This window comes from Paenibacillus albicereus (assembly GCF_012676905.1).
GTDB lineage: Bacteria > Bacillota > Bacilli > Paenibacillales > Paenibacillaceae > Paenibacillus_O > Paenibacillus_O albicereus.
The window spans coordinates 4,524,019-4,536,568 of sequence record NZ_CP051428.1 but is presented as its reverse complement, the minus strand read 5'-3'; the positions used below and the strand labels follow the sequence as shown (position 1 = coordinate 4,536,568).

At 63.2% G+C, this 12,550-nt stretch carries 12 protein-coding genes and 1 riboswitch; of the genes, 9 read left to right on the top strand and 3 right to left on the bottom strand.

Going from position 1 to position 12,550, the window contains the following annotated elements; genetic code table 11:
- Positions 1–201: 201 nt before the first annotated feature.
- A complete protein-coding gene (locus tag HGI30_RS20355; protein WP_168909184.1) occupies positions 202–720 on the top strand; it encodes a hypothetical protein in 519 nt (172 codons plus the stop codon).
- A 115-nt stretch (positions 721–835) separates the two neighbouring features.
- On the opposite strand, the gene HGI30_RS20350 is transcribed toward HGI30_RS20355, so the two are convergent.
- On the bottom strand, positions 836–1,870 hold the full coding sequence (locus tag HGI30_RS20350; protein ID WP_168909183.1) for an alpha/beta hydrolase: 1,035 nt from the start codon (positions 1,868–1,870) through the stop codon (positions 836–838).
- A 306-nt stretch (positions 1,871–2,176) separates the two neighbouring features.
- Here HGI30_RS20350 and HGI30_RS20345 point away from each other — a divergent pair, with 306 nt between their 5' ends.
- Entirely contained in the window at positions 2,177–2,947 is a 771-nt protein-coding gene (locus HGI30_RS20345) for an IclR family transcriptional regulator (protein ID WP_168909182.1), read from the top strand.
- 144 nt (positions 2,948–3,091) lie between these two features.
- Here the strand turns inward: HGI30_RS20345 and HGI30_RS20340 are convergent, their stop codons facing one another.
- Positions 3,092–4,087: a choloylglycine hydrolase family protein gene (locus tag HGI30_RS20340; RefSeq protein WP_168909181.1), complete on the bottom strand. Its 996-nt coding sequence runs from the start codon at positions 4,085–4,087 to the stop codon at positions 3,092–3,094.
- 198 nt (positions 4,088–4,285) lie between these two features.
- On the opposite strand from HGI30_RS20340, the gene HGI30_RS20335 reads away from it, so the two are divergent.
- Both HGI30_RS20335 and HGI30_RS20330 read left to right on the top strand, forming a co-directional pair.
- A complete protein-coding gene (locus HGI30_RS20335) occupies positions 4,286–5,647 on the top strand; it encodes a dicarboxylate/amino acid:cation symporter (protein WP_407944997.1) in 1,362 nt (453 codons plus the stop codon).
- Between the two features lie 660 nt (positions 5,648–6,307).
- A complete protein-coding gene (locus HGI30_RS20330; protein ID WP_168909179.1) occupies positions 6,308–6,511 on the top strand; it encodes a cysteine-rich CWC family protein in 204 nt (67 codons plus the stop codon).
- Positions 6,512–6,750: 239 nt separating this feature from the next.
- Here HGI30_RS20330 and HGI30_RS20325 read toward each other — a convergent pair whose 3' ends face one another.
- Positions 6,751–7,377 carry a hypothetical protein gene (locus HGI30_RS20325; protein ID WP_168909178.1) on the bottom strand — a complete coding sequence of 209 codons (627 nt, stop codon included), beginning with the start codon at positions 7,375–7,377 and terminating at the stop codon, positions 6,751–6,753.
- 5 nt (positions 7,378–7,382) lie between these two features.
- Positions 7,383–7,574, bottom strand: a riboswitch (cyclic di-AMP (ydaO/yuaA leader).
- A gap of 210 nt (positions 7,575–7,784) precedes the next feature.
- Between HGI30_RS20325 and HGI30_RS20320 the strand changes: the two genes are divergently transcribed.
- The 5 genes from HGI30_RS20320 to HGI30_RS20300 all read left to right on the top strand — a co-directional run bounded on the left by HGI30_RS20320 (position 7,785) and on the right by HGI30_RS20300 (position 12,455).
- The gene (locus HGI30_RS20320) at positions 7,785–8,903 is read left to right on the top strand and encodes an amidase domain-containing protein (protein WP_168909177.1); all 1,119 of its coding nucleotides are present in this window, start codon (positions 7,785–7,787) and stop codon (positions 8,901–8,903) included.
- 92 nt (positions 8,904–8,995) lie between these two features.
- Positions 8,996–10,123, top strand: coding sequence for a D-alanine--D-alanine ligase (locus HGI30_RS20315; RefSeq protein ID WP_168909176.1), 1,128 nt, complete (start codon positions 8,996–8,998; stop codon positions 10,121–10,123).
- Between the two features lie 81 nt (positions 10,124–10,204).
- Positions 10,205–10,522, top strand: coding sequence for a hypothetical protein (locus HGI30_RS20310; RefSeq protein WP_168909175.1), 318 nt, complete (start codon positions 10,205–10,207; stop codon positions 10,520–10,522).
- On the top strand, positions 10,519–11,535 hold the full coding sequence (uvsE, locus tag HGI30_RS20305; RefSeq protein WP_168909174.1) for a UV DNA damage repair endonuclease UvsE: 1,017 nt from the start codon (positions 10,519–10,521) through the stop codon (positions 11,533–11,535). The genes HGI30_RS20310 and uvsE overlap by 4 nt, the downstream gene beginning before the upstream one ends.
- Positions 11,536–11,633: 98 nt before the next feature.
- The gene (locus HGI30_RS20300) at positions 11,634–12,455 is read left to right on the top strand and encodes a sulfite exporter TauE/SafE family protein (RefSeq protein ID WP_168909173.1); all 822 of its coding nucleotides are present in this window, start codon (positions 11,634–11,636) and stop codon (positions 12,453–12,455) included.
- The last annotated feature ends 95 nt before the right edge of the window (positions 12,456–12,550 follow it).

Sequence of the window (12,550 nt, the reverse complement as noted above, 5' to 3'; positions counted from 1 at the left end):
CAGACCACAACCCGGCACCTGACCATCGGGTCGTCGGCGCTGTTTTTGATGAGAAAAGCCTTTGAGGATGTGCAATTCGGAGGGGATGTTCCCCAAGCGGCGGCTGCCCCGGAAGGTGCAATCGGGTAGAGCTCGGCGGGCAAAAAGAGGTTAACTTTTAATAGAATTAAAGGATATAATAGGAAGAAAAGGGGGGCCTTCATGAAGAAGAGATCGTGGCTCTTGCTCGCGACCTGCGGTTCGGTGCTGGCGGGCGGCATCACGCTTGCCGGCATGAAGCAGAATCCAGCCGAAGCGAACAGCTCGACGCTGCCGGAAAGAGCGACTGAGGCCAACCAAGCCTACGAGGCTCAGAAGAAGATCGCAAATGCGCCAGGCGCGACGACAGAGGAAGAGCAGAAGCTGAAAGAGCTGGCTACAAAAGCGGCCGACCTGGATTCCGCCTTGAATCCTAAAAGCGATCTGGAGGAATTCCAGGAGGTATTCACCGGCTACAAGGACCTTCACCTGATCCACAGCTCCCACTATGAAGATAAAAAGGACTCGACCGATCCTGCCGTCCAGAAGGTCCTGCATTCTCTAAAAGAGAAAGGGGAGCTCATCGCTCGGTTCGAGAAGCTGCAGCAGGCCAAGTCGTTGACGGGAGAGTCGCTGCTTTCCCGATTTTTAGATGAAACGGACCAGTTGAACCGGGAGCTTTATCCCGAGCGATTCAAGTAATCGCCCATGCGCAGAAATGGAGCCGCCCCACAGGGAGCGGCTCTATTTTTAGGTTCGCGTCATTCGTGCGTCGTACGCGGCAACGGTCTCGTGGCCGCATCTCGCGTCGTTTCGTTCAGGCGTCCAGCCGGCCTTCCTGCTCCAGCGACTGGTTGACTTGGCTGAGGAACAGCGCGGCGCGCTGGATGTACTCCTTGGGATGCTGGCGGAACAGCAGCTCATGCTGGCCGCCGTTCACGATCCATTCGCGCGACAGCGGATTCGTCTGCCGGGCAGCGATCGTCTCCGCGGACTGGTAGGAGGCCTTGGCGTCCATCGTGCCGTGGATCATATAGATCGGGATGGAATAGTTCGTGCTCAGCACCTGCTCGGCCGGGATCTTGTTGAAGTCGACGCCGGTCCAGAGGGGCAGCAGCTTCTCGATGAGCGGCAGCGACAGGCGGGGCAGGTCGATGATGTTGCGCACGTTGTCGAACAGCGTGTCGGGGCTCGCCACGAAGGTGCTGTCGAGGATCATCGCATCGATCGCATCCGTCTGCAGGGCGGCCTGCAGCGCCGTGCCGGCGCCCATGCTGAAGCCCCAGACGACGACTTCCTTGGAGCCGCTCTCGCGGACGTAGTCGACGGCGGCGAGCAGCTGCTGCGACTCCTCCCAGCCGCCGGTGGCCGGAGCGCGATACTGCTGGGAGGCATAGCCGTAATCGAACATCAGGACGTTATAGTTCAGCCGGTGGAGAAGGCTGGCAAGGTCATACATCGGCACCCACGTCTCCTCGCGGTTCGCGCCGTAGCCGTGGCTAAGCACGATCGTCCGCTCGGACTCGCTCTGGATCGAGCGGCCGGGGGAGGCGGGAATGTACCAGCCGCTCACGGTCGTGCGGCCGCTGAGGCTCGGAAAGGCGACGTCCTCGTAGGCGAGACCTTTGGCCTCCATCGGGTTGGAGTGGACCGGCGCGACATACGGATAGGCGACCATCCAGGCGATGTAGCCGTGGAAGGCGGCGACGAGCAGCAGCAGAAGGGCGGCTCCCGCCGATATGGCGGCGACGAGCGCGTTGCGGCGCGTGTCGCGGCGGGGAAGCGGGGAAGATAGGGGAGGTTCCAGCTGCAGCGGCGGATTCAGCGGCGTGTGCAGGGCAGAGCTGCTCATTTCGTCTTCCCCTCCCTTGTTTTGTAAGCGTTCTAAGTCCTTGGTACTACTACTTTATGCGTCGATCGTCCGGGCTGTCAATTGATGTCGAGCAATTGTTAAGCTCTTGTAATGTTGCCGTAAAATGAAGCCGTTTCTTTACGCGATAAAGGAAACGAGTTATACTAGGAGAATCTTAGTTTCACTCAATGAAACTGTTTGAAGGTAGACGAAACGCTTCATCTCCCCTATAATGATAATGATTCTCAATGAGAACGGAGAAGAAGCACCCGCTTCTCCGCCCCGGACAAGAAAGCAGGTGAGCGCATGGAACCGTCCCGCACCGGCAAGGCCGAGGATGGAAAATCGAATGTAAGGGCCGTGGAGAGGGCGCTGGATATCCTGCTCTGCTTTACGACGGAGAGCGATCTGCCTATGACCGAGATCGCCGAGCGGGTCGGGCTGCACAAGAGCACCGTGCATCGGATGCTCGCCACGCTGGAGGACAAGGGCTTCCTCGAGCGCGACCGCAGCTCCGAGCGCTACCGGCTGGGCATGCGCATCTGGGAGCTGTCGGCGCATCGGTCGCGCTCCGGCGACCCGGCGGTCATCTGCTTGCCGGAGATGGAGCGCCTGCGCGACACGCTCGGGGAGACGGTGAGCCTGTACGTACGGGACGGCAGCGAGCGGATCCGCATCCAGGCGGTGCAGAGCAATCAGGCGATCCGGCGCGTGGCGCCCGTCGGCGTACGGCTGCCGCTGTACGTCGGGGCGTCGAGCAAGGTGCTCATCGCGTTCGCGGAGCCGGGGCTGGCCGCCCAGATGATGGCTTCGGAGGCTCTGCCTCAAGGCTTTGATCCGCAGTCGTTCCGCGAGCAGCTGGAGGAGATCCGGAGGCTCGGCTACGCGACGAGCATGGAGGAGCGCGAGCCGGGAGCGGCGGCGCTGTCGGCGCCGGTCTTCGACCGCAGCGGCCGGCTGGCGGCGGCGCTGTCCGTATCGGGACCGGCCGCGCGCTTCACGCCCTCCATCATCCGCGAGCAGTCGGCGCTCGTCGTCCAGTCCGCGACGCGCATGGGCGCGATGCTGCCGGGCTGAGCTTGAGGCTCGCATGCCTCGCTCCGGACAAGCCAGATGAGCCGATGAGTCCCTTGGGCACGGAGTCTCCTGCTCTTGTTTCCTTAACACGCCAAGCCCCGCATGCGCTGCTTTTCAGCAGCGCATGCGGGGCTTGGCGTTTGTTCAATTCCGATACTTGATCGACTGCTCACGGGACACGGGATAGGTGATGACTTTGTCTTGGTCGAGGTTGTGGAACAGATTGACGGCGTGGACCTGGCTGTCCTCGTAGGTGTTGAAGTAGTACATGCCGGATTGGCTGCACATCGAGCTTGTATAAAGGGTGAAGGTCGGGTCTCCGTCCTCGATTTCCCCTCCTCGCTGGACCGCGCAATACTCAAGGATTTTCAAGGTGTTCAGCAATCCTTCCGTTTCCGTCGCGGCCGGCTCGATATGATTGCGGAGAAAGGCGGCCCGCACGAAACGGGAGGGGGAGGAGTAGTCTCCCGGAATGCCGTAATTGCCGCTGGACAGTTCCGGCGAACGATTGATCTGGTAGTCACCCCAATAGACGTTCTCGGCTTTGTTGACGGGGGTGAGGTTGACGTACAGATTCAAGTTCACGAGATGCCAGCGGAAGTCCGGGCTGTTGGCGAAGGCGCCGACCTTGTTCCGATATACGCTCACGCCTTCGCTCGTGCTCTCGATGACGATGGTCCGATTGTTGCGGTCGGTGAAAATCCAGTGCAGCGGCGGGATCCTCTTCAAAATATCGAATTCGATCGCGACAAGGCGGGTCTTCTCCAGGTGCTCGACAATCTGGTCGGTCAGCCTGAACTGGGACAGGACATGAAGCAGGTAGTCAAAAGGAGCGATATTGAATTTCTTCACGTCCGGCTGCTCTTCGTACCGGGCGAAGCCATCGAAGTAATGCACCACGCCCATCAGTCCATGCTCGTTCATGCCGTCGAACAATCCGATCTGCTGCTCGCCTGGCGAAGCTCCCATGCCTAAAACGGCATAGCGGCTGGATATGTACCGGTCCTCCGCCCGATTGAACCATCTATACCTGCGCGGAAGAAAATACACCTTGTAGTCGACCGGGAGCTCGCTGAAATCGAAATTGCGGGCTAAGAACGAATGGCGATCCGAGGTGGTCATCGTGACGGCGGTGCACATTTCAGGTCCCCCTCACGTTTTTAGAAAAATATATGTGAGGCCGATTGACTTATGCTCAGCCTGGAATAAACCGGCAGCAAAGCCGAATCGTTCATGACTTCCATTATTCACGAACTAAATAATCGTTGACATAAGAGGTCAGCCTGGCTAGTATACTATAGCATAGTAAAACACTAGGATATAAAGGGGATGTCTTCATTGTCTACGGATAACAATCTCGTGCACGCGTTCCAGACGAACTGGGTCAGCCTGCTCGTTTCCCTTGTGGTCGTCGGCCTGCTCGTCTGGCTGGCGCGCCGCCGCGTCGGCTTCGGCTATCGGGTGCTGATCGCGCTCGGCATCGGTCTGATCGTCGGCGTGTCGCTGAATGCGCTGGAGCTCGACGCCACGAGCATCGGCACGATCGGCTCCATCTACGTCAACCTCATCAAGATGCTCGTCATTCCGCTCGTGGCGGTGCTGGTCATCTCCAGCATCTCGTCGATCTCGAGCCTCGGCCAGCTGCGCAAGATCGGCACGAAGACGATCCTGCTCTTCATCGGCACGACCGGCGTGGCGGCGCTGATCGGCCTGCTCGTCGCGCTGGCGTTCAATCCGGGGGCGGGCATCGCCCAGGAGACCCCGGAAGGCTACGAATCACGGACGATCCCGACATTCTCCGAGGTCATCCTGAACCTCGTGCCGTCCAACCCGATCGGCGACATGGCCGACGGCAAGGTCGTGCCGGTGCTCATCTTCGCCATCTTCCTCGCGGTCGCGATCGTACAGCTCGGCTCGCGCAAGCCGGAGGCGGCGGAGCCGGTGCGCCAGGTCGTCGAATCGTTCAAGCAGGTCATGAACCAGGTGACCAAATACATCATCCGCCTGACGCCGTACGGCGTGTATGCGCTGATCGGCTCGATGGCCGCCCGTTACGGCTTCGATACGCTCAAGCCGCTCATCAGCCTGATCCTGGCGACGTACGTCGCGCTGCTGCTGCATTTCATCCTGACGTTCGGCTCGCTCGTCACGTTCTGGGCGAAGCTCAATCCGTTCAAGTTCCTGCGCAAAATCTACCCGACGATCGCCGTCGCCTTCACGACGCGCAGCAGCTATGCGACGCTGCCGGTCAACCTGGAGGTCATCACCAAGCGGCTGCGCGTGTCGCCGCGCATCGCCAGCTTCGTCGCTCCGCTCGGCGCGACGATGAACATGAACGGCTGCGGCGGCGTCTGGCCAGCGGTCGTGGCGGTCTTCGTCGCCGAGGTGTACGGCGTGCCGCTCGGCATCTCCGACTACATCCTGATCGTGCTCGTCAGCACGATCTCCTCGATCGGCGTCGCCGGCGTGCCGGGACCGGCGTCGATCTCGACGACGGTCGTCCTCACCGCGCTCGGCCTGCCGCTGGAAGGCCTCGGCCTCGTGCTCGCGATCGACGCTGTCGTCGACATGGGCCGTACGGCGGTCAATGCGACCGGCACGACGGTGTCGTCGCTGCTCGTCGCCGTGTCGGAAGACGAGTTCGACCGCGAGAGCTACAACCGCGACGAGGAAGAGGAGCTGGAGCTGAGCCGCGCGTAAGGCTGCGGGCATAGCGGCATAGCGGCATAGCTGCAAGGGCGAAGACGGGACGAGACGGAGGTGGACTCCGCTTCGTCCCGTCTTTGCCTTTTTCATGGCGGAGTGCGGCGAGCCGGGCTGGATGAAGCTAGGCGGGCAATCGAGTGTCGACGAATCCACCAACCTCCTCCATTGTATGGATAAGATAGGCGCATAGATGAAAGGCGAGCTCGAGCGCATTCGGCTAACGACGAACAGGCTAACGACGAACACGCTAGCGACGAACACGCTAACGACGAATCAGGCTAACGACGAACACGCTAACGACGAACAGGCTAACGACGAACAGGCTAACGACGAATCAGGCTACCGACGAATCAGGCTAACGACGAATCAGCTCGTTAAGAGGCCGAATTCATGCCTAGTCCTGAGCTAACGACGAGTGAGGAGCTTAGAGACGGCAAGAGGCATTTATTTGCTGAGAATAACGTCAGGAGGAGGCTCTAAGCGTCTGATACGTCGTAAGCTCAAAGAAAAGCGGGAAAATAGGCTTCTAAGCTTCTCAGGCGTCGTTAGGGCATGAAGCCGCTGCCATAGGTGCCAAGGGTGCCGGCGCAAGAGCGGCAAGACACGGGAGCGGCAAGACACAAGAGCGGCAAGACAAAGGAGCGTGAAGCGATCATGACCAGCATCGACAGCGGGCGCTGTCCTCTGTGCGACGGGGACAACGGATGCGCGGCGGCAGCGGGGCGGGATCCGTCCGGCTGCTGGTGCATGGAGGCGGCCTTCCCGCCCGAGCTGCTGGAACGGGTGCCGAAGCCGCTTCAAGGCCAGGCATGCATCTGCGACGATTGCCGCAGGACAGCCGCCGGCGAGCAGGGCTGACGCCGCCCGAAAAGGATGGAGCGCGCCTGCCGGGCCATGCGAGCCTGGGTCGATGGCAGGCGTGCGATCGGAACAGGAGCGGTTCCCTCCCTGTTGGAGCTCCCGAAGCGGCGCGGGCTCGACCCAGGAGCGGCCCCGTCCCCATAGACGCAGCGAAGCCCCCGAGGGACAAGCCCTTCGGGGGCTTCCTGCATGAGCATCATGAGCATCAGGGATCAGCGGATGGTCCGAGCGGCGGGTTACATCGAGTGCTGGATATGGATGTCGGATGATTCGATGAGGTGGTGCCTTCTCCAGAAGGCGGTGGCGGGAAAGGGCATCGCTTCCCTGGAGCTCGGCTCCAGAGCCTTGCGCAAAAGACGGTCCCGATGATCGCTGATCCATTCGGCGTCATAGTAGAGCACCGACATGGCCTCGTCGCTCGGAACGCCGACGAACGCTTGGAACCAGCTGCTCCAGCTCTGCCAATCGGAGGGAGCCTCGGAGTAGGACATCGTGACGACGGCACGGTGCAGGCTCGAGCCTGCATAAAGATGAAGCGCGACCAGATAGTCGCCGCTGCCTGAGGCGAGCATCGCCGCGGTGCGGCTGATGAACAGGTCGATGCGGCGGATGCGGCGGTCGGGAGCGAGCGGCTCCTGGCCGATCAGCTCCGCGCGGAGGTCGTGTAGACCTGCCTCCTCGACGGCATCGGACGTGTCCAGCACGACGGGAAGCGGCAGCGCGACGGAGCAGGCGGTTTCCTGCTCGGCGACGGATGCGGCGGAGCAGGCGGTTTCCTGCTCGGCGACGGATGCGGCGGAGCGGCGGACGGCTCGCAGCCGTCTCGGATCCGGACCGCCCGTAAAGCGTTCCTGCAAAGACATGGTCGAACCTCTCCTTTGGTTGCTTACGGGGTTAGCTGACGGATTCGGGCCAAGAGAGTAGCCCTACCGGGCGCAGACCGCAGCGGCTTCGGCAGCCGCGCATCGGGTGCGCGCCGGATTCACCCCGGCAGGCGCGAAAAGACGCCTGCGGTTGGTTCCCCCGCTTCCACCTTCGTGGAATTCAGCAGAATAGAAATGTGCTGAACTTTATCATACTTCAGGTCAGCCTGTCTTGTAAAAGGCTATATTTAGCGAAAATTCGATGGAAACCTGTCGGGAACTCGTCCAATCGGACCGATCATCCCTCTAAAGCGCTTTCGTGGAATCGGTTCATAATCCGGGCCGCGTCCGACATAGGATGGGAATTAAGATGGACGAATAGCGCTTCGGAGAGAGGATGGGGAAGGATGCCGCGGATCAAGGTGGGAAAAAGGCCTCCGCAAGCCGATGCCGGCGAGGCGGAGCGCCGGGGCGGCCCGGCGGAAGGCTGGCGCGGCGCCGTGCAGCGCTACGTGCAGGCGTGCAACCAAGCCGAGGTGGAGCTGCGCGACGGCGCGCTCGCCGGGATCATGACGGACGCGGACCATCGGCTGCGCCTGCTGCAGCGGCTCCAGCGGCAGCGGGAACGCGCCGAGGAGCGCGACCTGCTCACCTCCCAGTGCGAGACGCGGGCCGCGCTGGTCAAGATCAACGAATCCGGCGCGGAGGTATCGGTCGTGCTCCGGCTGCATCTGAAGCGGCATGTCCAGCACAAAGGGCGGCAGTATACGGAGGAGCGCATCGAGCGCGAGCGGCTATGGCTGGATTCGGGCGGCCCGGACGGAGGCTGGCGGCTGACGCGGGTCGAGCCGCTCGTGGGGGAGCGGCGTCCGCGCTACGGCCATGCCGCGGCGGACAGCGCGCTCGCCGAGCATCGCTCCTACGGCAACGGCGGGGGCAGCGGCATCCAGCCCCCCGGCGCGCCGCGTCCGTTCCTCAACCATGGCGTCGTGCCGCGGATCAACACGCGCTCCCGCGCCGTCCGCTACCGGCGGGAGCTGGCCGCCGCCTACGCGGACCAGTGGTGGAACGAGCCGAACCCCGCCTACGAGGAATTCGAGGTCAACTGCACCAATTACGTGTCGCAGAGCGTCTTTGCAGGGGAAGCGCCGATGAACTATACTGGGAAAAGGGAATCCGGCTGGTGGTACAAGGGACGGACGGGCGGCCAGGAGCAATGGAGCTACAGCTGGGCCGTGTCCAATGCGTTCCAGCTGTACTTGAGCTTCCCCCGCTCGTCCGGCATGAGGGCGACGCCGGTGGAGAGCGCGGCGGAGCTGGAGCTCGGCGACGTGATCGCCTACGACTGGAACGGCGACGGCCGCTTCCAGCATACGACGATCGTGACGGCGTTCGACGGGGACGGCATGCCGCTCGTCAACGCCAATACGGTGCCGAGCCGCCACCGCTACTGGGATTACAAGGATTCATACGCATGGACGGAGCAGACCCGCTACCGGTTCTATCATTTGAGCGACAGCATGTAAGGCAGCACGGCCAGGATGCCCGCAGCCGGTCCGTATAGGCGGGCCCGGTTGTTGGCATCCTCATTTCGAGAGGGTACCGGAGGTCAACCATCATGGGAGAGAAGATTCGCGTCGGACTGGTCTACGGAGGCAAGTCGGGAGAGCACGAGGTCTCGCTGCAGACGGCGCTGGCGGTCATGGGGGCATTCGATTTCGACAAATACGAGATCCAGCCCTTCTATATCACCAAAACGGGCGAGTGGCGCTCGGCGAGCGTGCTGCTCGCGGCTCCGGACAGCGTGGAGCAGCTGAAGCTGGAGGGCGGCGACAGCAGCATGGCGCTCGCGCCGGTATTCGGCGGCCTGGCGCCGGCGCCGGCGGGCGAGACCGCGCTGCAGGCCGCCGCCGCCGCGGCCGCGCCGGAGAAGGCGGTCGACGTCATCTTCCCGCTGCTGCACGGCACCTTCGGCGAGGACGGCACGATCCAGGGCCTGCTCGAGATGGCGAACATCCCGTATGTCGGGGCGGGCGTGCTCGCCTCGGCGGTCGGCATGGACAAAATCACGATGAAAAAAGTATTCGCCCACGAAGGGCTGCCGCAGTGCATCTACCGCAGCTTCAACCGCACGCAGTGGGAGAAGGACCATACGTTCTTCGTCATGGAGATCGAGGTCGCGCTCGGCTATCCGTGCTTCGTCAAGCCGGCCAACCTCGGCAGCAGCGTCGGCATCTCCAAGGCTAAAAACCGCGAGGAGCTGATCGCCGCCGTGGAGCTGGCCCTGCGCTACGACCGCAAGGTCGTCGTCGAGGAGTTCGTCGACGCGCGCGAGATCGAGGTGAGCGTGCTCGGCAACGACGAGCCCCGGGCTTCCGTGCCCGGCGAGGTCATCAGCGGCGCGGACTTCTACGACTACAACGCCAAGTACGTCGACGGCACGAGCATCATGCAGATTCCGGCCGACCTGCCGGACGAGACGGCCGAGGCGGTGCGCGAGATGGCCATCCGCGCCTACCTGGCGATCGACGGCTCGGGGCTCTCGCGCGTGGACTTTTTCCTCCGCAAGAGCGACGGCCAGCTGCTCATCAACGAGGTCAACACGATGCCCGGCTTCACGCCGTACAGCATGTACCCGCTGATGTGGAAGGAAACCGGCCTGTCGTACCGCGAGCTGCTCGACACGCTGATCGAGCTGGCGCTGGCGCGCCATGCCGACAAGCAGAAGATCCAATACGGCGGCTGATCGGCCGCCCGAAGCGTGCTTTCCCCAGGCAGAGCCTTGCGCTGGGGAGGCGCTTTTTTACATACAGAGGAGGGACAAGCAATGGGCTTCGCCACCGAATTCAATTCCGTCTGCAAGTTCAAGTCCGAGCAGGAGCTGTACGAGCTGCTGGAATACGGCAAGGGCAAGATGGTCAAGAGCGGCTTCCGCGTCTTTCCGACGGGCCAGAAGGTGATCGCCTATACGCCGGACAACCGGGCGATCGCGATCGTGCGCATCCTCGCCTCCATCGCGGAGATCAACTTCCAGGGCCAGGAGGTCACCCAGGTCGAGATGGAGCTGGTGCGCAAGCTGACCGAGGAAGAGTCCCGCGTCCAGACGGCGCTCGCGCATGAGATGTTCTTCGGTGAGCGGAGATGATCGTCCGCTTCGGCTTTGTCGCGATGAGCCTGCTGCTGGAGAACGCCTCTCCGTCGCGCACGATGACCTACACGAACTTCGCCAAGCTGGGCGACCGGGAGGCCGCTCTCGCCAGGCTGGAGCGCATCGCCGAAGACAACCTGCGCAGCACGCTGCGCATCCTGAAGAACAACCGCTTCTCGGATATCCATATGTACCGCTTCTCTTCCAAGCTCATCCCGCTCGCTACGCATGAAGCGCTGCAGGATTGGGACCCGTATCCGGCGCTGGCCCCGGCGTTCTACGACATCGGCGCGTACGTGCGGGAGCACGGCATGCGCGTCAGCTTCCACCCCGACCACTTCTGCGTGTTCAGCACGCCGCGGCCGGAGGTGCTGCGCAGCTCGATCCGCGACATGGAGCATCATGTCCGCATGCTGGAGGCGATGGGGCTGGACGAGCGGTCCAAATGCAACATCCACGTCGGCGGCGCGTACGGCGACAAGGCCGTGTCCGGAGAGCGCTTCGTCCGCCAGTTCGTTGAGCTGCATCCGGCGCTGCGAGGGCGGGTGACGCTCGAGAACGACGACAAGACGTTCAACGTGCGCGAGACGCTGGACATCGCCGAGACGACAGGCAATCCGGTCGTGCTCGATATCCATCACCACTGGGTCAACGACGGAGGCGAGACGGCGGAGTCGCTGCATGGCGAGCTGTGGCCGCGCATCGCCGCCACGTGGCGCCGGGAGCAGGAGCGGCTCGGCCTGGACGGCGGATCGACAGGGCTGCCGCCCAAGATCCATGCCTCCAGCCCGAAGAGCCTCAGCGACCCGCGCGGCCATGCCGACGGCGTGGAGCCGGGGCCGCTGCTCGCGTTCCTGCGCAGCGTCAAGGACTCGGTGACGCACATCGACTGCATGCTTGAGGCCAAGGCCAAGGACCAGGCGCTCGTCTCGCTCATGGACGAGATGCGCAAGCTGGAGGCGGCGGGAGAAGGCGTCCGCGTCGTGGACGGCTCGACGATCGAGCTTTAGTGCGGACGGCTGCGGCCTGACGCCTGCGGCTGTCGGCCCTGCCCTGGCATCGTCGCGCATCCGGGCTTGTCCGAACAGAGACAAAGGAGAACAAACGAATGCTTGAATGGATCCTCATCTTGCTGACGGGCGTCGTCGCGTCGGTCTTCGGCAGCATCGTCGGCCTCGGCGGCGGCATCATCATCGTGCCGGTGCTGCTGCTGCTCGGCCCGCAGCTGACCGGCGCGCCGATCCCGGAGGCGACCGCCGTCGGCACGTCGCTGGCGGTGCTCATCGTCACGGCGCTCGCTTCCTCGCGCACGTACGCCAAGCAGCGCAAGGTGGACTTCCGCAGCGCGTGGCTGCTGTTCATCACGAGCGGCCCGGGCGCGATGGCCGGCTCGGCGCTGACGTCGCAGTTCCACGGCCCGGCGTTCCAGCTCAGCTTCGGCATCTTCATGCTGCTGATGGCGCTGCTGCTCATCCTGCGCGACCGCATCAAGCCGTCGGCGCGCCGCTGGCCGGTCACGGTGCGCATGACCGACGGCGCGGGCGTCGAGCATGTGTACGGCTACAGCTTGCCGCTGCTGCTCGGCATCGGGCTGCTCGTCGGCCTCGTGTCCGGCCTGTTCGGCATCGGCGGCGGCTCGCTGTTCGTGCCGGTCATGGTGCTGCTGTTCGCGTTCCCGCCGCATGTGGCGACGGCGACGTCGATGTTCGTCATCTTCCTGTCGTCGATCAGCGGCAGCATCGTGCACGGCGCGATGGGCGAGATCGACTGGCTGCTCGTTGCGGCGCTCGCGCCGGGCGCCTGGCTCGGCGGCAAGGCCGGCGCCTGGATCGCCAGCCGCATGAGCGGCAAGGCGATCCTGTGGCTGCTGCGGGCGACGCTGCTCGTGCTGGCTGCGCGGCTCATCTGGCAGGGGGCGTCCCAGTTGTAAAGGGGCGCTCCGGCCCATGTCGCTCGAGTCCGAATACGGATGCCGGTCGGATACCGAAATGGCATCCGTATTTTGCATTCGCATAGTGGAAAGGC